The organism is Listeria goaensis (genome assembly GCF_900186125.1).
GTDB lineage: Bacteria > Bacillota > Bacilli > Lactobacillales > Listeriaceae > Listeria > Listeria goaensis.
This window is the reverse complement of record NZ_FYBQ01000001.1, coordinates 472381-491106: the sequence shown is the minus strand read 5'-3', so window position 1 is coordinate 491106 and position 18726 is coordinate 472381. Positions and strand designations below refer to the sequence as shown.

Below are 18726 nucleotides of genomic sequence, written 5' to 3'. Positions count from 1 at the left end.
GTGAAGGCCATCGAACGATATACATTTTTTTCGGTTGTGGTTCTTATTTTTTCCATTTTAGGAGTCTTTTTGACTCCTCTTTTTTTAGCCATCAATTTCGCACTATGTCTCATATTAAGCATAAAAGATAAAAAGTGTATGCTCTTATTTTTTGTGGCAATTGCGACCTTTCTGTATATAACTACGGTAGAACAACGCAATGTAACCAAGTTAAAACCAGAAGAAATAAAAGTAGCTAATTTCATTCAATCCGAATTGAAAATTGATGGGGACAAACTGCAATTCATTTCCTTTTATCAACAAGAAAAAATTCTTGTCACATATAAAATCACTTCAAAAGCTGAAAAAGAACTTCTTCAAAAGTTAAAACTGGGTATGTCCTACACAGCTAACGCGACCTTAGAACGCCCTACACCCAATCGAAATGATGCCCAGTTTAATTACCAAAATTATTTAAAACACAAAGGAATTCACTATGTAGCGAAGGCTACAAATATTCAATTTGGGGAGTCGAAAAAGGAAAATTTCCTTCAAAAAGTTGAAAATATTAGACATTCGATTATCGACTACATCGAACGAACTTATGACGAAAAAGCTTCGCCGTACGTTGCGGCTTTAATTGTTGGCGAAAAAAGTTTATTTGATGATGATATTTTTAGCCAATATCAAAAACTCGGCGTTGTGCATCTTTTGGCTATTTCAGGCCTGCATGTTAGTTTGTTTGTATCGCTTTCTTTCGGGCTGTTCCTTCGTGCCGGTTTAACGCGTGAAGCAAGTCGAGTGCTGCTGCTCATTTTAATCCCATCCTACGCCTTATTAGCAGGATGTAATCCACCAGTTATTCGAGCCGCTGGAATGAGTTTTTTAGTTGTACTTTTTGCGAAGAAGCTATCTGCTTTGTCGGCTATTTCACTTACATTCATACTTTTTGTCCTCTTAAATCCGTATGTTGTTTTTGAAGTAGGATTCCAATTAACATATAGCGTCGCCTTTGCTATCATTTTATCAAGGAAGATTGTAAATCGAATAGCGAATATGTGGTTGAGTGGCCTTACCATATCGATTATTTCCACATTAGCATCTTCTATCGTAATGATGTTTCATTTCTATGAGTTTTCGGTTATTGGAATTTTGCTCAATATTTTTTACGTACCTTTATTTTCAGTCATCATTGTGCCACTTGTTTTTTTGTGTTTTTTCATGTCTTTACAGCCACTGTTTTTTGTCATTCCAAACTTCATACTTACACAGCTTCTTCATTTCACCGAGCAAGTGACACAAATATTAGCGGAGCTACCTTTTAAGAGTATTGTAACTGGCAGACCAAACGGGATTTTCCTATGTTTATTTATCATTATCCTATTTCTCTTTTTCATGTTACTTGAAAAACAATACTTTAAACGGGCATTTTTCATTTTTGTTGTTTATTTAAGTCTATGCAATTGGCAAAATTTCCCGCTTAAAGGGGAAGTCGTTTTCATTGATGTGTCGCAAGGGGATAGCATTTTGATACAGTTACCTCGAAATGCTGGAACCTTTTTAATCGATACTGGGGGAACACTCCCTTTTGCAAAAGAAGAGTGGCAGAGGAAACAAAAAGAGTTTTCGATAGGGACAAACGTGTTAGCGCCTAGTTTAAAAGCGCGTGGGGTTAAGCAGCTTGATAAAGTTTTTATTACGCATGCAGATGCGGATCATATGGAGGCGCTAGACGAGCTCGCTAAGGAAATGCGGATTGAACAACTTTATATTAGTGCGGGTTCTGGTCAAAAAGCGATTTTAGGAGCGACTCTTTTGGAGTTAAATGATATTCCTGTGGAGGAGCTTGTGTCAGGTGCGCATTTTAATTACGGGGAAAATAGTTTAACGGTTTTACACCCTGATGAAAAAGGCGCAGGTGCTAACGATGATTCGCTTGTCATAAAAGCAAATTTAGATGGTCTGACGTGGCTTTTTACAGGGGATATTGAAGCGCCAGCAGAAGAAGTGCTTCGCAACAAAGATATTCAAGCTGATATTTTAAAAGTTGCGCACCATGGAAGCAAAACATCGACAACCGATGCTTTTGTCAAGGCAGTTAAGCCGCGCTTAGGGCTGATTTCTTGTGGATTAAATAATCGTTTCGGGCATCCACACGCGGAAACGCTTAGGACTCTTGAAAAAAATCAAGTCGCAATTTTCCGAACGGATCAAACTGGAATGATAACATATATTTTTGGCGAAGGGTTTCATTTTACGCTTGAAAAGAAAGCTGGATTGGATTAGGATGGGAGAGAGGAGTGGTTGTTTTGATAGATGAGTGGAAGAAAATAGAACAAAAAAAGATTGCGCCTGTTTACTTAATTATCGGCGTGGAAGATTATATTATCAACGAAACGAAGAAACGACTGCTTGAAAATGTTCTTTCGGAAGAAGATACGGAGTTCAATTATGTCCATTTTGATTTAGATGAAATGCCTATTCAATCAGTGCTTGAAGAAGCGGAAACTTTGCCATTTTTTGGTGAGAAACGCCTTGTGTTAGCTAGCAATCCGACTTTTCTGACGACTGAAAAAAATAAAAGTAAAGTGGAACATCAAACGGAAAAACTAGAAGCGTATTTAAATGAACCGGTTGATTATTCCATTCTATGCTTCATTGCCCACGTTGAAAAGCTGGATGAGCGTAAAAAACTTACGAAGCTGCTGAAAAAAACAGCGACAGTTATTGAAGCGAAACGTCCAAATGAAAAAGAATTTATTGGCTGGATACAAAACAAAGTGAAGCAAAATGAATTCGAGATGAAACAAGATGCCATTTTGCGTCTATTTGAACTTACAAGCGGAAATTTGACTACGGCGATGAATGAACTAGACAAACTCATGCTTTTTAAATTTGAAGAAAAGCAAATTGGGTTAAGTGACGTTGATGATTTAGTCGTTCGCTCACTGGAGCAAAATATCTTTTTACTGCTCGACAAATTGATTGCCCAAGACATTTCAGGTGCACTTCGAATTTATTATGACTTATTGAAACAAAAAGAGGAGCCAATTAAAATTATGGCTTTAATTGGAAGTCAGTTCCGGCTTCTAAGTCAGCTTAAAATTTTAGAAAAAGAAGGCTATAGTTCGCAACAAGCGGCAGGCACGTTGAAAGTTCACCCATTTCGGGCGAAGCTAGCGGCAAAACAAGCACGTGGATTTAGTCAGGAAGAACTTAATTATGCTTTGCTACGTATTTCAGAGATTGATTTAGAGTTGAAAACGGGAGTTGGGAATAGGGGGCAAAAATTGGAATGGTTTTTGTTTGAGCTGGAGGACTATCGTAAAAGACAAAAAGACCTTATATAAGGTCTTTCAGCTTGTAGAAAAACGCTAAACGTAAGCCAAACAAAACGTACTAAGCACAATCAGACTGATGCCAAATGATGAGATTCTCACGCATTGCCGAGTACCGGAGCGGAGGCAAGAACTCCGAAGATTGTCGTTTATCATCAGTCTGGGGCTTTTTGTGCAAACAAAAAACACCACCGACAGTGATGTTTTCATCGATTATTTAACTTTAGCAGCTAAACGAGATTTGTTACGAGCCGCTTTGTTTTTATGAATCAAGCCTTTAGATACAGCAGAATCGATTTTTTTGCTGGCATCAACAAATAATTCTTGTTTGTTGTCAGCGTTAGTAGCAGCAGCTTCTTCTACTTTTTTAATGGCTGTACGCATTGCGGAACGTTGAGCAACGTTACGGCTGTTGCGTGTTTCAGTTGTTTTTACACGTTTAATCGCAGATTTAATATTTGGCATTCCATTCACCTCCGTCCAAACTAATGAGGTACTATTTATTTCAAAACATACCCTTTTTAAATTACATCAGAACAAATGTTATTATACATAAAGATTGTCGGATTTGCAATAATACTTTCCAATTTTTATTTAAAAATCATTTATTTTTGAAAGAAGTCATTGAATAATCGTGTTTCTACTGATATAATCAAGCTTAGCTTGCCATCTTATAAGGGATGAGCCAAAATCAGGAGCTGGGATAATGAATAAAAAAGAAATGCTAGAAAGACAAAAGAAAATAAGAAATTTTTCCATTATCGCTCACATTGATCATGGGAAATCTACGTTAGCTGATCGTATTTTAGAAAAAACGCATGCTTTGACGCATCGGGAAATGAAAGATCAGTTACTTGATTCGATGGATCTTGAAAGAGAGCGTGGGATTACAATTAAATTAAATGCGGTTCAACTTAGCTATTCTGCTAAAGACGGGGAAACCTACACCTTCCATCTTATCGATACTCCTGGGCATGTCGACTTCACCTATGAAGTGTCGCGAAGTCTTGCCGCGTGTGAGGGCGCTGTTTTAGTTGTGGATGCTGCACAAGGTATCGAGGCGCAAACGCTAGCAAATGTTTATTTGGCGCTCGATAATGATTTAGAAATCTTACCTGTTATTAATAAAATTGATTTACCTGCGGCTGACCCGGAGCGTGTTCGCGAGGAAATTGAAGATGTTATCGGGCTTGACGCAAGTGAGGCAGTGCTTGCTTCTGCTAAGGCGGGCATCGGCATTGAAGATATTTTAGAGCAAATTGTGGAGAAAGTTCCGGCGCCACAAGGGGATATTGACGCGCCTTTACAAGCGCTTATTTTTGACTCGGTGTTTGATGCGTATCGCGGTGTTATTGCGAACATTCGAATCGTTGAAGGTACAGTGAAAGCTGGGGACAAAATCCGTATGATGTCAAATGGCAAGGAGTTTGAAGTCACAGAGGTTGGAGTTTTTAAACCGAAAGCAACGGCTCAAGATGTTTTAATGGTTGGAGATGTTGGTTATTTGACAGCTTCGATTAAAAATGTTGGAGATACGCGTGTCGGCGATACTATTACGCTTGCAAATAATCCAGCGAAGGAAGCTTTGCCAGGATACCGGAAGTTGAACCCGATGGTGTATTGTGGTTTATATCCGATTGATTCTTCCAAATACAACGACTTGCGTGATGCACTTGAAAAATTGGAATTGAACGATTCTGCACTTCAATTTGAGGCGGAAACTTCTCAAGCACTCGGTTTCGGATTCCGTTCTGGATTTTTGGGACTTTTGCATATGGAAATTATTCAAGAGCGGATTGAACGTGAATTTAATATTGATTTGATTACAACAGCTCCAAGTGTTATTTATCATGTGAATTTGACGGACGGGGAACAAATTGTTGTGGATAATCCGGCGGAAATGCCAGAGCCAGGCGTTATTGAATCTGTGGAAGAGCCCTACGTGAAGGCGACGGTGATGGTGCCAAATGAGTACGTTGGTGCGGTTATGGAACTTGCGCAAAATAAACGCGGAAACTTTATTACAATGGAATATTTGGACGATATTCGGGTGAGCATCATTTATGAGATTCCGCTATCTGAAATCGTTTATGATTTCTTTGACCAGTTGAAGTCTAGCACGAAAGGCTATGCATCATTTGACTATGAAGTGCTGGGCTATCAAACTTCGAAGCTCGTTAAGATGGATATTTTACTTAATGGGGAAAAAGTAGATGCACTTAGCTTCATTGTTCACCGTGACTTTGCTTATGAGCGCGGTAAAATTATTGTAGAAAAATTACGCGAACTGATTCCGCGCCAGCAATTTGAAGTGCCGATTCAAGCTGCAATAGGGACTAAAATTGTGGCTCGCTCGACGATTAAAGCTTTGCGTAAGAACGTCTTAGCAAAATGTTACGGCGGGGACGTATCGCGTAAACGCAAATTGCTTGAGAAACAAAAAGAAGGTAAAAAGCGGATGAAGCAGATTGGATCTGTGGAAGTGCCACAAGAAGCCTTTATGGCTATTTTGAAAATGGACGACAATCAATAAAACAAAAGAGTTGCCACTCATTTTTGGCAGCTCTTTTTTAAAGAAAGAAGTGTGGCGTGTATGACGGCCGTGTATATTCATATTCCTTTTTGCGAACATATCTGTTATTATTGCGACTTCAACAAAGTGTTTCTAGAAGGGCAACCTGTGGAACGCTACGTTGATTTGCTCATTCAAGAAATGGAGATGGCGACAGCTTTGAAAAAGCTTGATACAGTGGAAACCGTGTTTGTCGGCGGAGGGACACCAACAACGTTAAGCGAGAACCAAATTGAGCGATTGTGTGAAGCAGTTCATCGGATTTTTCCACTTTCGCAAGATGTGGAGTTTTCGTTTGAGGCAAACCCAGGCGACCTTTCTGTTTCTAAATTAAATGCAATGAAACAAAGTGGGGTCAATCGGATTAGTATGGGCGTTCAGAGTTTTAATAATGACCTACTAAAGAAAATTGGTAGAATCCATACTGTAGCAGATGTGTATCAGTCTATTCAGAATATGGAAAAAGTTGGTTTTCGGAATGTTAGTATTGATTTAATTTTTAGTTTGCCGGGTCAAACGGAAGACGACTTTAAAGATACACTTCAAAAAGCGTTAGCGCTTGATTTACCGCATTATTCAGCTTACTCGCTCATTATTGAACCGAAAACGATATTTTATAATTTGATGCAAAAGGGACAACTTATTTTGCCAAACCAAGATGCCGAAGCGAACATGTATGATTTTTTGATGAGTGAGATGGAACGACGCGGGAAGAAGCAATATGAAATTAGCAATTTTGCTGAAGAAGGATTTAAAAGCCGCCATAATATAGTTTATTGGAGCAATGAGCATTATTTCGGCTTTGGAGCAGGCGCACATGGTTATTTAAATGATACGCGGTACAGCAACTTTGGTCCGCTGAAGCAATATATGACACCGCTTGAAGAGGGCAGGCTTCCCATTTTTCAAACAAAAGATTTATCTCTTAAAGAGGAGATGGAGGAAGAGATGTTTCTTGGGCTTCGCAAAGTTGATGGTGTCAGCAAGGTGAGGTTTTTTGAGAAATTTGACCGGGAGTTAGATGCTACATTTCAGAAAGCGATTGCTACGACAGTTGAAAATGGGTGGCTTGAAAATACGAAAGAATATGTAAAATTAACAAGAGAAGGTCGTTTTTTAGGAAATAACGTTTTTCGTGAGTTCTTATAAATCGCATGGTTGACCAATTTTGACCAAACAAGTCGGTCTTTAGTCTGAAATGAAGTGTTTTCAGTTGACTAGAGCTGATTTGTTTGGTAAATTTATACTTGTATTTAGCACTTGAACGATTTGAGTGCTAAAAAAAGAGGTGAAAGGTATGTTGACGGAAAGGCAGCTTCAGATTTTTCGAGCGATTATCGATCATTTCACTTGGACTGTTCAGCCTGTGGGTTCTAAAAATCTGCTAAAAGAAAGCGACCTTCCTTACAGCTCTGCGACAATTCGAAATGAAATGAGCGTGCTTGAAGAATACGGCTTTATTGAAAAGACGCATTCATCTTCGGGGCGAGTACCATCTGAGAAAGGTTACCGGTTTTATGTGGACTATTTATTAAAGCCAAAGGAACTTTCAAAAGAAGATCAAAAGGTGATTCAGTCGGTATTTCAAGCGGATTACGATGAGGCGGAAGAGCTGATTCAAAATTCGGCATCGCTACTTTCGGAATTGACAAGCTATACGTCCATTGTGCTTGGTCCACATTCAGCTGCAAATAGGTTGAGCGGATTTCGGTTTGTGCCGATTAGTCGCCAGCAAGCAATGCTGATTTTAATTACGGATCAAGGTCATGTGGACAATCATTTGGTGGCGCTCCCTGCTGGGGTTACACTTTCGGATATGGAGAGGACCGTGAACATTTTAAACGATCGCTTGGTCGGAGTTCCGCTTGACCATCTAGAGTTCCGTATCGCGCACGAAGTACAGGCGCTTCTCACCGAACATGTTGAAAATGCTGAGCACATGAGCGATATTTTGTTAAATACGCTGCATCGTGTGAATAAAGAACGCATTTATCTCGGGGGGAAAACGAATATTTTAAATCAACCTGAGTTTCATGATATTGCGAAAATTCGTGGTTTCTTGCAACTGGTTGAAGCGGAAGATGTCCTTTATGATTTATTCCGCGATATTCCTGACGGGATTGCGGTTAAATTTGGTCGCGAACTGAACAACGAATTCATGGACGATTTAAGTATCGTGACAGCGACCTACCAAATTGCCGATGAGCGCGTTGGCGGTATCGTCCTACTCGGTCCGACAAGAATGGAATATAGCCGAATGCTCGGGCTAGTCGATGTATTTAGTCGCGATTTAACAACCGTTTTAACAAAACTTTATCATGAGAACCAAAAATAGAAAGGGCTGAAGAAACGAACGTTTTTTCAGGAGGTGACACTTTTGTCTGAGAAAAAAGATAAGCAAGCTAAATTGGAAGAAGAGCTTCAAAAAGAAGCAGATGTTGAAACAAATGAAGTAGAAGTTGAGATGGAAGAGCAAGAAGCGGCAAAAGCTTTAGAAGCTAAAATTGCTGAGCTTGAAGAAGAACTTGCAAAACAAGAAAATCGCTATTTGCGTTTACATGCTGATTTTGAAAATGTCAAAAAACGTAACACGCTAGACCGTGAGGCGGCGATGAAGTTTCGTTCTCAAAGCTTAGCAGAAGATTTGCTACCAGCGCTTGACAGCTTTGAAAAGGCGCTTGATTCTGAATCGGATAACGAGGAAGTACAAGCGATTTTAAAAGGCATGAACATGGTGTACAGCCAAATTGTGACGGCTTTACAAAAAGAAGGCGTCGAGAGCATTAAAGCCTTAGGTGAACAATTCGATCCGAATTTCCATCAAGCGATTATGCAAGATCAAGATGAAAACGCGGCAAGCAATGAAATAACTGCAGAACTACAAAAAGGCTACAAGATTAAAGACCGCGTAATTAGACCTTCTATGGTCAAAGTAAACGAGTAAACAACTTTATTATATATATTCAGGAGGAATTTAAATTATGAGCAAAATTATTGGTATTGACTTAGGAACTACAAACTCAGCAGTCGCAGTATTAGAAGGCGGCGAAGCGAAAATTATCCCAAATCCAGAAGGTGCGCGTACGACACCATCTGTTGTCGGCTTTAAAAATGGTGAACGTCAAATCGGTGAAGTTGCCAAACGTGCGGCAATCACAAACCCAAACACAGTGAGCTCTATCAAACGCCACATGGGAACAGATTACAAAGAAACAGTGGAAGGAAAAGACTACTCCCCACAAGAAATTAGCGCGATTATTTTACAATATTTAAAAAGCTATGCAGAAGATTATTTAGGGGAAAAAGTAGATAAAGCAGTCATCACAGTACCTGCGTACTTCAACGACGCCGAGCGCCAAGCAACTAAAGATGCAGGTAAAATTGCAGGACTTGAAGTAGAACGAATTATCAACGAGCCAACTGCAGCTGCACTAGCATACGGCATGGATAAAACCGAGCAAGACCAAACCATTTTAGTTTTTGACCTTGGTGGTGGTACGTTTGACGTATCTATCCTTGAACTAGGCGATGGCGTTTTCGAAGTGCATTCCACAGCGGGTGACAACCATCTTGGTGGTGACGACTTCGACCAAAAAATTATTGATTATTTAGTCGCTGAATTTAAAAAAGAAAATGGCATTGACCTTTCTAAAGATAAAATGGCGTTACAACGTTTGAAAGACGCCGCTGAAAAAGCGAAAAAAGATTTATCTGGTGTAACAAGCACACAAATTTCCTTACCGTTCATTACAGCAGGCGAAGCCGGTCCGCTTCACTTGGAAGTTAGTTTAACCCGTGCGAAGTTTGATGAACTTACTCATGATTTAGTTGACCGTACAATCGGCCCAACTCGTCAAGCGCTTAAAGATGCAGGCCTTTCTGCTAGCGATATTGATCAAGTTATTTTAGTTGGTGGATCAACGCGTATTCCAGCTGTTCAAGAAGCGATTACGAAAGAGCTTGGTAAAGAACCGCATAAAGGCGTAAATCCTGATGAAGTAGTGGCAATGGGTGCAGCGATTCAAGGCGGCGTGATTACAGGTGATGTAAAAGACGTTGTTCTTCTCGATGTAACGCCATTATCACTTGGTATTGAAACAATGGGTGGCGTAATGACTGTCTTAATCGACCGCAACACGACGATTCCGACTTCTAAATCGCAAACATTCTCGACTGCGGCAGATAACCAACCAGCTGTTGATATTCACGTGCTTCAAGGTGAACGTCCAATGGCGAAAGATAATAAAACGCTTGGTCGTTTCCAACTTGCGGATATTCCACCAGCACCACGTGGTATCCCACAAATTGAAGTATCGTTTGATATTGACAAAAACGGTATCGTAACGGTTCGTGCGAAAGATCTTGGAACAGGTAAAGAACAAAATATCGTAATTAAATCTTCTTCAGGTTTAACAGATGACGAAATCGATCGCATGATGAAAGATGCAGAAGCAAACGCAGAAGAAGATAAGAAAAATAAAGAACATGCTGAACTTCGCAATAACGCAGACCAACTTGTCTTCACGGTTGATAAAACCCTTAAAGAGTTAGAAGGCAAAGTAGACGAAGAAGAAGTGAAAAAAGCAGAAACGGCACGTGATGAACTTCAAGAAGCACTTAAAGGTGAAGATTTTGAAGCAATTCAAACGAAAACAGATGCTTTAAATGAAATCGTTCAAAACTTATCTGTTAAACTTTACGAGCAAGCTGCAGCTGAACAACAAGCGGCACAAGGTGAAAATCCAGAAGCAGCAGGTTCTGATGATGTTGTTGATGCTGAATTTGAAGAAGTAAATGACGACGAGAAAAAAGAAGATAAATAAGTAAGCAGTAGAAAAGGTCAAAGTCATAGTGGCTTTGGCTTTTTCCGGCTTGTAGGCTGTTCTTATCAAAAGTCTTGTGATACAATACGTAAGGATAATGAAAAGGAGTGATGGCGGATGGCCAAACGCGATTATTATGAAGTACTTGGCGTTTCAAAGAGCGCTACGGCAGATGAAATCAAAAAAGCATACCGGAAACTGTCCAAAAAGTACCATCCGGATATCAATAAAGAGAGTGGCGCTGATGAGAAGTTTAAAGAGATTTCTGAGGCGTATGAAGTATTAAGTGATGAAAACAAACGCGCGCAGTACGATCAGTATGGACACGTTGATCCAAATCAATTTGGCGGCGGCGGTGGCGGTTTCTCTGGCGGCTATTCGAGCGGAGGATTTTCAGGATTTGAAGACATCTTTGATACATTCTTCGGAGGCGGCGGTGCGCGTCAAGACCCAAATGCACCGCGCCAAGGAAATGATTTACAATATACAATGCGCTTAAAATTTAAAGAAGCAGTTTTTGGAAAAGAAGCTGAAATTGAAATTCCGCGTGAAGAAGAATGCGATACTTGTCATGGTTCAGGAGCAAAACCAGGCACACATCCTGAAAAATGTTCGCATTGTGACGGAAAAGGTTCCATTAATGTGGAGCAAAATACACCATTTGGAAGAATCGTGAATAAACGTACGTGTAGTTACTGTAATGGCACAGGAAAAGAAATTAAAGATAAATGTTCTACTTGTCACGGTACAGGTCGCGTGAAAAAGACGAAAAAAATCAAATTGAAAGTGCCCGCTGGTGTGAATGATGGGCAACAAATGCGTGTTGCTGGCGAAGGGGAAGCTGGTATTAACGGCGGACCAAGCGGCGATTTATTCGTAGTATTTGTCATTATTCCAGACGAATTTTTCGAACGAGATGGCGATGATATTTTTGTAGAAGTACCACTAACATTCGTTCAAGCAGCATTAGGCGACGAAATTGATGTGCCAACTGTTCATGGTAAAGTGCGTCTTAAAATTCCTGCGGGTACGCAAACAGGCACGACTTTCCGTATGCGAGGTAAAGGTGTTCCACATCTTCGCGGCAGCGGCACAGGCGACCAACACGTGTCCGTGAAAGTTATCGTACCGAAAAAACTCGATGATAAACAAAAAGACATTTTACGTGAGTTCGGGGCGACAATAGGCGATAAAGTTGATGAGCAAACATCAGGTTTCTTCGACAAAATGAAAAAAGCTTTTAAAGGCGATTAAAAGAGAACCGTATGTTGACTAAAAGTAGGTTTTTCAACATGCGGTTTTTTACATAGGAGGAGTGAAAAAAGTGGAGTGGTCTGAGGTTGAAATCCATACATTAAATGAAGCGGTAGAGGCGGTCGCCAATCAGTTGACGGAATACGGGGCGAGCGGTGTTTCGATTACAGATGCCAGTGATTTTCACCGGGAGCGTGAGGATAAATTTGGCGAAATTTACGCGTTGAGTGCGGCTGATTATCCCGATGACGGTGTAGTGATTAAGGCATATTTTTTAAAAACGGATGAATTTATTGCCCAGTTACCTGACATGGAGCAAGCCATTCGCGATTTAAAACAATTCGATATTCCACTAGGCGAGCTTAGCTTTCACGTCAATGATGTGGACGACGATGACTGGGCGACGGCTTGGAAAAAATATTATCACCCTGTTCAAATTACGGAAAAGGTGACAGTTTCACCAACGTGGGAAAACTATGTGGGCAGTCAAGACGAGATTGTCATTGAACTTGATCCGGGCATGGCTTTTGGAACGGGGACGCATCCGACGACACAGCTTTGTATGCGGGCACTTGAAACATATTTGCAGGAAGATGACACGGTGATTGATGTCGGAACGGGATCTGGTGTGCTTTCGATTTTATGCGCGAAACTAGGCGCGAAGGAAGTGCTGGCGATGGATTTAGATGAGGTCGCTGTGCGAGCGGCACAGGAGAATATTAATCAGAATCAAGTGGACGCTATTGTGACACTCAAACAAAACAACTTGCTCGAAGGTTTGAACGAGCGGGTCGACCTCATTGTGGCTAATATTTTAGCCGAAGTTATCTTGCTTTTCCCAGAAGATGTGTATCAAACATTAAAACCAGGCGGCACATTTATTGCTTCGGGGATTATTGCGGAAAAAGCGGAAGTTGTTCGTGAAGCGATTGTGAATGCTGGAATGACGATTGTTCAAACGGAAACGCAAGGGGACTGGGTCGCGATTATTGCGAAACGAGGCGAAGCATAAGATGCAACGTTATTTTACAAGCCAAAAAGTAGATATGACAAAACCTTTTTCGATTTCTGGCGATGATTTTCATCATATGTCGCGTGTTATGCGCATGAAAACGGGGGACCAAATTTACGTGGTAGATTGCAGTGAAACAGCTTTTGTTGCGGAGCTTACGAATTTAGTGGCAGATTCAGCCGAGCTTCGCGTACTAAAAAAGCTTGAGCAAAGTCCTGAGTTACCTGCGCAAATTTCGATTGCGAGTGGTTTGCCAAAAGGAGATAAGCTGGAACTGATTGTGCAAAAAGCGACGGAATTAGGTGCGCATGCATTTATTCCGTTTGCTGCGGAGCGTTCGATTACGAAGTGGGAAGCGAAAAAGATGCGTAAAAAGCTCGAACGCTTAGAAAAGATTGCCAAAGAAGCAGCGGAGCAATCGCACCGGACACATATTCCAAGCGTTTCTTTTTGTGAAAATTTAACGGCATTAATGGCGACTTTTGCAGATTATGATTATGTACTTTGTGCGTATGAAGAAAGTGCGCGTGAACATGAAACGAAGACGCTCGTGGCTACTTTTGAAAAAATGCAACCTGGTGAGAGGCTGTTAGTTATTTTTGGTCCAGAAGGCGGCATGAGTGAAAATGAAGTAGCTCGGCTCGTAGAAGAAGACGCATCGTTAGCTGGTCTAGGCCCGCGAATTTTACGAACTGAAACAGCGCCGTTCTATGTTTTGGCTGCGGCCTCGTATCATTTTGAGCTTCGTTAAGTAGTCATTGGGCTAATTTTTTAATAAAGTTAACGATTTCATGTTGACGCAAAAACAGGTTTCATATATAATTTTAAATGAGTGAATGCTTATCCTGTTATGCTTTCAGAGTTTTGCTAACAGTTCGCTAGCATTCTGAAGCCTTATAAGGACTTTCACTAGTCCATGTAAGTGTCGGAGGGAGGGAAAGAGAGATGTCAAAAACAGTAGTTCGTAAAAACGAATCGCTTGAAGATGCTCTTCGTCGCTTTAAACGTACTGTTTCTAAAAGTGGAACTTTGCAGGAATCTAGAAAGCGCGAATTTTATGAAAAACCAAGCGTAAAACGTAAGAAAAAATCAGAGGCAGCAAGAAAACGTAAATTCTAAAATTAAAGGCGATGATATCGTTGACACTGCTTGACAAATTGAATGAAGATATGAAGCAAGCGATGCGTAACAAAGAAAAAGAAAAACTTTCTGTTATCCGCATGTTAAAAGCTGCTTTACAAAATGAAGCGATTAATCAAGGTGGCACTCTTTCAGGAGATGATGAAATCACTGTTCTCGCTCGTGAAATGAAACAGCGTCGAGATTCTTTGTCTGAGTTTGAAAAAGCTGGGCGGGAAGATTTAGCTGAAAAAGTTCGCGCTGAAATTGTTATCGTGGAGCACTATTCTCCGAAACAATTGTCAGATGAAGAGCTTGAAGAAATTGTAAAAGTAACGATTGCAGAAGTTGGCGCCTCGTCAAAAGCTGATTTTGGTAAAGTGATGGGGAAAATCATGCCGAAAGTAAAAGGCAAAGCTGATGGAAATGCAGTGAATAACTTTGTTAAAAAATATCTTTCATAAAATGCTAAAAAGGCTAGCCTAATGACTAGCCTTTTTTTTGATGCTGAAACTATGTGCATGTTTAAATGATGGCGCATTGGTCTGAGTTTTTATTATGCGGCATTTTCGTGTATAATAGAAGTGAAATTTAGTTTAAACGATAAGGGGTTAAAGCATGCAAAATGAGTCCTACAATGAAATCATTGAATTAAATGAAATGACCGATGGACGTGATTTATTCGGCAATAATGACGCAAACATCGATATTTTAGAAGATTCCTTACAAGTTAAAATTGTAACGCGTGGGGGAGATGTTTCCATCACGGGGACCGAGGAAGCCGTTTTGCAAACAAAGCATGTGATTGCAGCTTTGATTGATGTGCTTAAAAAAGGCGTGCATATAGACGGACGCGATGTGGCTCAAGCAATAAAAATGGAAAAAGGCGGAACACTTGAGTATTTCCCAACATTATTTGATGATGAAATCACGAAAAACGCACAAGGGAAACCAATTCGTCCCAAAACCTTTGGGCAGCGAAAATATATGCAAATGGTTCGGAAATATGACATTGTTTTTGGCGTCGGTCCAGCAGGAACAGGAAAAACATATCTTGCTGTTGTTATGGCCGTTGATGCTTGGAAAAAAGGAAAGGTAAGTAAAATTATCTTAACCCGCCCAGCGGTTGAAGCAGGTGAGAGTCTGGGGTTTTTGCCGGGTGACTTAAAAGAAAAAGTCGATCCATATTTGCGCCCCGTTTATGATGCACTATACGATATTTTTGGCGTCGAACACACAACGCGTCTGATGGACCGTGGCGTCATCGAAATTGCGCCGCTCGCTTATATGCGTGGTCGGACGCTAGATAATGCGTTTGTCATTCTTGATGAGGCACAAAACACGACGATTGCACAAATGAAAATGTTCTTAACGCGACTTGGTTACGACTCGAAAATGATTGTGAATGGTGACATGACACAAATTGATTTACCGAAAGGCGCGGTGAGTGGCCTAGTCAATGCTGAACAAGTTTTAAGCGATGTAAAAAATATCGGTTTTGTTTATTTTGAGCATCACGATGTGGTCAGACATCCGCTTGTGGCAGAAATCATTAAAGCGTATGAGCGAATTTAGCCAAGAAAGGCTGTGATTAGGTGAAGCAAAAATGGCAAGATGTCTATAGCAAACACAAAGAAAAGCTTTTCATCCCATTATTTATCGCAGTTCTTTTTTTCGCATCCTATTTCTTACTTATTCAAGTTACGAAGCCAGAGTCCTATCAAGCGAAGCTGTTTTCGGTTTCTGAGAAAACCATTCGTTCCCCTCAAACCGTTGTGGATACGAAAAAAACAGAAGAGGAGAAACGGAAAGCAAGCGACGAAGTGGAGGATGTTTATGTTTACAATCGTGAAACAGCGGCGAATCAAGTTGCCTTCACGGAATCGATTTTTGATTATATAAACGAAGTAAGAACGGAAACTGCCGATGCCGAGAAAGAGGCGAAAGCGGAAGCTGAGTCGAACAATAAGCCGGTGCCAAAGCCAGTAACAGACGCTAATAAACTTAAATCTTTTAAGGAAAAACTCGTTGGGGATCATGCTGAAAATATAACAGAAAATGTGTCGGACGCAACGTTTATTAATCTTTTGAACGCCACGCAAGCCGATTTAAAAGCAACAGAGGACGAAGTTATTTCAGAAGTGAAGCGTGCCATGGACGACCGCATTCGCGAAAGCAATTTAAATACAAAGAAAATTCAAGCGCGTGATGCAATCGAATTGTCCGCTATGCCGTCCAATTATAAAACAAGCGCGAAATCGCTCGTTTCAAATGCCATCATTCCAAATGAAACGGTGGATAAAGAACAAACAAAAGCGCGTAAAAAAGAAGCCGCAGACAATGTCGTCCCTGAAAAGATATTACAAGGTCAAGTCATTGTTCAAGAAGGGCAAATTATTGATAGAGAAACATACCGACAACTGGAGTTACTCAATTTAATTGATCAGAAAATGCCAATCAAACAATATACAGGATATGCATTTTTAGTATTAGCACTCTTTCTTTTACTTTATTTTTATACGAAGAAAAGAAAATATCCACCTAAAAAACGCCGTCAAACTATCTTGATTTTTACGAGTGTCTATGTGACAACGCTTGTGTTCTTGCTTGTGATACGCTGGCTTGAAGGTGCGAATATCATGAATATTGCCTTTGTTTTTCCAGCCGCGTTTATGCCAATGGTGCTAAAAATTCTTTTAAACGAACGATTTGCTTTCTTTGGCGTTATTGTCGTTGCCATCACGAGCTTGTTCGTGTTTGAATCAGACACGACGAGCATTATGAATGTGCTGATGGTCGCTTTCATTCTTTTAAGCGGGTTAACAAGCGTTGTCGCACTCAAAGATTACAGCCGCCGCATCGCAATTTTCCAAACAGGCATGATTGTGGGCGCGCTGAACGTCGTCTATGCGCTTTTGCTTCTCGGGATTAATAATTCCACTCTTCTTAGTTTAAACGCCGTCCAAGTCATCTTTTACGCGTTTTTAGGTGGAATAGGTTCATTTATGTTAGGCTTGGCGCTCATTCCTTTATTTGAAACGCTGTTTGGTATTTTAACAACGAGCCGCCTCATTGAACTCGCGAATCCGAATCACCCACTGCTGAAGAAAATTTTGATGAAGGCGCCTGGAACGTATCATCATAGTATGATGGTCGCCAATCTAGCCGAAACATGTGCTGATGAAATTGGCGCGAATAGTTTATTAGTGCGAGTCGGCTGTTTCTATCATGATATTGGTAAAACTTTGCGCCCGCCGTATTTTGTGGAAAACCAATTGCAGGGCATTAATCCGCATGATAGGTTGACACCGAAGCAAAGTCGCGATATCATTTTAGCGCACACAACGGACGGGGCAGAAATTTTAAAGGAAAACCATATGCCACAGCCAATTATTGATATTGCACTGATGCATCACGGCACGACAATTTTGAAATATTTTTATGTAAAAGAAAAAGAAAACCATCCTGACGTAAGCGAAAGCGAATTCCGTTACAGCGGACCGAAGCCACAAACGAAGGAAATTGCGATTATTAATATTGCAGACAGTGTGGAAGCCGCTGTTCGATCCTGCGATGTGCCAACGAAAGAAAAAATAAGTACCATTATTGATGGCATTATTCGCGAACGCATTTTAGACGGTCAATTTACAGAATGCGATATTACGTTGCATGAAATTGAAACGATTCGTGACACCTTAAAACGGACGCTAAACGGGATTTACCATCAACGGATTCAATATCCAGATGATTCGAAAGGGGAAAAAGAATGAGTGATTTGGAACTAGACTTATTCGATGAAACAGAGCAAGTTTCAGAAAAAGAACAAGCTTTTATTCGCGATATTTTAAATTTTTCTGTGGATTATTTAAAACTAGAAGGCATGATTGAAATGTCAGTCACTTTAACCGATAATCCCCGCATTCAAGAGATAAACCGTGAATATCGCGGAAAAGATCAACCGACCGATGTGATTTCCTTTGCGCTCGAAGAACTCGGCGAAGATGAAATGGAAATCATGTCAGAAGAAGAGCTACCACGGAACATTGGTGACATCATCATCTCGATTGAACGCGCAAAAGAACAAGCTGACGAATACGGACATACTTTCGACCGTGAACTTGGATTTTTAGCCGTACATGGACTGCTCCACCTGCTCGGATACGACCATATCGAGCCAGAGGACGAAAAGGAAATGTTCGGACTTCAAAAAGAAATGTTGGATGCTTATGGGTTACAAAGATAGAAAATATCAGCGGAATCGCAATTTATTTGAGTCTTTTAAACATGCTTTTACGGGAGTAAAAACGGCAGCAGCCGAAGAGCGGAATATGCGAATTCACCTCTTAGTCGCACTTGTCGTCTTGATTGCCGCCTTCGCATTTTCAGTGACTAAAACCGAGTGGCTTATTCTCCTTGTCTGCATTTTCGTCGTCATTCTTCTTGAAATGGTAAACACCGCGATTGAACGGGCAGTCGATGCGATTACAACTGATTTTTCACCCGAAGCAAAAAAAGCAAAAGATGTTGCAGCAGGCGCCGTTTTAATTGCCGCAAGCATGTCTTTTATCATCGGACTTATCATTTTTATACCATACGTGTTAGCTATTTTTTAAAGAGATAGGAGTTTAA

The 18726-nt window shown here is 40.6% G+C and carries 17 protein-coding genes; 16 read left to right on the top strand and 1 reads right to left on the bottom strand.

What is annotated here, in order from left to right; genetic code table 11:
* Complete coding sequence (locus CFT42_RS02355) at nt 1–2265, top strand: DNA internalization-related competence protein ComEC/Rec2 (RefSeq protein ID WP_341864822.1); 2265 nt, start codon at nt 1–3, stop codon at nt 2263–2265.
* 23 nt (nt 2266–2288) lie between these two features.
* Nucleotides 2289–3329: a DNA polymerase III subunit delta gene (gene holA, locus CFT42_RS02350; RefSeq protein WP_088815288.1), complete on the top strand. Its 1041-nt coding sequence runs from the start codon at nt 2289–2291 to the stop codon at nt 3327–3329.
* A 201-nt stretch (nt 3330–3530) separates the two neighbouring features.
* Here the strand turns inward: holA and rpsT are convergent, their stop codons facing one another.
* Nucleotides 3531–3782: a 30S ribosomal protein S20 gene (gene rpsT, locus CFT42_RS02345; RefSeq protein ID WP_088809019.1), complete on the bottom strand. Its 252-nt coding sequence runs from the start codon at nt 3780–3782 to the stop codon at nt 3531–3533.
* A gap of 241 nt (nt 3783–4023) precedes the next feature.
* Between rpsT and lepA the strand changes: the two genes are divergently transcribed.
* The 14 genes from lepA (at nt 4024) to CFT42_RS02275 (ending at nt 18710) form a co-directional block, all read left to right on the top strand.
* Nucleotides 4024–5850: a translation elongation factor 4 gene (gene lepA, locus CFT42_RS02340; RefSeq protein WP_088809018.1), complete on the top strand. Its 1827-nt coding sequence runs from the start codon at nt 4024–4026 to the stop codon at nt 5848–5850.
* 60 nt (nt 5851–5910) lie between these two features.
* Nucleotides 5911–7038 carry a radical SAM family heme chaperone HemW gene (gene hemW / locus CFT42_RS02335; RefSeq protein WP_088809017.1) on the top strand — a complete coding sequence of 376 codons (1128 nt, stop codon included), beginning with the start codon at nt 5911–5913 and terminating at the stop codon, nt 7036–7038.
* Nucleotides 7039–7186: 148 nt separating this feature from the next.
* The gene (hrcA, locus tag CFT42_RS02330; RefSeq protein WP_088815287.1) at nt 7187–8224 is read left to right on the top strand and encodes a heat-inducible transcriptional repressor HrcA; all 1038 of its coding nucleotides are present in this window, start codon (nt 7187–7189) and stop codon (nt 8222–8224) included.
* 42 nt (nt 8225–8266) lie between these two features.
* On the top strand, nt 8267–8833 hold the full coding sequence (gene grpE / locus CFT42_RS02325) for a nucleotide exchange factor GrpE (protein ID WP_088809015.1): 567 nt from the start codon (nt 8267–8269) through the stop codon (nt 8831–8833).
* Nucleotides 8834–8870: 37 nt separating this feature from the next.
* Entirely contained in the window at nt 8871–10712 is a 1842-nt protein-coding gene (gene dnaK / locus CFT42_RS02320) for a molecular chaperone DnaK (RefSeq protein ID WP_088809014.1), read from the top strand.
* 117 nt (nt 10713–10829) lie between these two features.
* Nucleotides 10830–11966, top strand: a complete 1137-nt coding sequence (dnaJ, locus tag CFT42_RS02315) for a molecular chaperone DnaJ (RefSeq protein ID WP_088809013.1) — start codon at nt 10830–10832, stop codon at nt 11964–11966.
* A gap of 70 nt (nt 11967–12036) precedes the next feature.
* On the top strand, nt 12037–12978 hold the full coding sequence (gene prmA, locus CFT42_RS02310; protein WP_088815286.1) for a 50S ribosomal protein L11 methyltransferase: 942 nt from the start codon (nt 12037–12039) through the stop codon (nt 12976–12978).
* Between the two features lies 1 nt (nt 12979).
* Entirely contained in the window at nt 12980–13729 is a 750-nt protein-coding gene (locus CFT42_RS02305) for a 16S rRNA (uracil(1498)-N(3))-methyltransferase (RefSeq protein ID WP_088809011.1), read from the top strand.
* 194 nt (nt 13730–13923) lie between these two features.
* The gene (gene rpsU / locus CFT42_RS02300; RefSeq protein ID WP_003719762.1) at nt 13924–14097 is read left to right on the top strand and encodes a 30S ribosomal protein S21; all 174 of its coding nucleotides are present in this window, start codon (nt 13924–13926) and stop codon (nt 14095–14097) included.
* Between the two features lie 20 nt (nt 14098–14117).
* On the top strand, nt 14118–14561 hold the full coding sequence (locus CFT42_RS02295) for a GatB/YqeY domain-containing protein (protein ID WP_088809010.1): 444 nt from the start codon (nt 14118–14120) through the stop codon (nt 14559–14561).
* A gap of 154 nt (nt 14562–14715) precedes the next feature.
* Complete coding sequence (locus CFT42_RS02290; RefSeq protein ID WP_088815285.1) at nt 14716–15672, top strand: PhoH family protein; 957 nt, start codon at nt 14716–14718, stop codon at nt 15670–15672.
* Between the two features lie 20 nt (nt 15673–15692).
* Nucleotides 15693–17867 (top strand): HD family phosphohydrolase, encoded by a 2175-nt coding sequence (locus CFT42_RS02285; protein ID WP_088815284.1) that lies wholly within the window; start codon nt 15693–15695, stop codon nt 17865–17867.
* Nucleotides 17864–18340: an rRNA maturation RNase YbeY gene (gene ybeY / locus CFT42_RS02280; protein ID WP_088809007.1), complete on the top strand. Its 477-nt coding sequence runs from the start codon at nt 17864–17866 to the stop codon at nt 18338–18340. The genes CFT42_RS02285 and ybeY overlap by 4 nt, the downstream gene beginning before the upstream one ends.
* The gene (locus CFT42_RS02275; protein ID WP_088809006.1) at nt 18318–18710 is read left to right on the top strand and encodes a diacylglycerol kinase family protein; all 393 of its coding nucleotides are present in this window, start codon (nt 18318–18320) and stop codon (nt 18708–18710) included. The genes ybeY and CFT42_RS02275 overlap by 23 nt, the downstream gene beginning before the upstream one ends.
* Nucleotides 18711–18726: the final 16 nt, after the last annotated feature.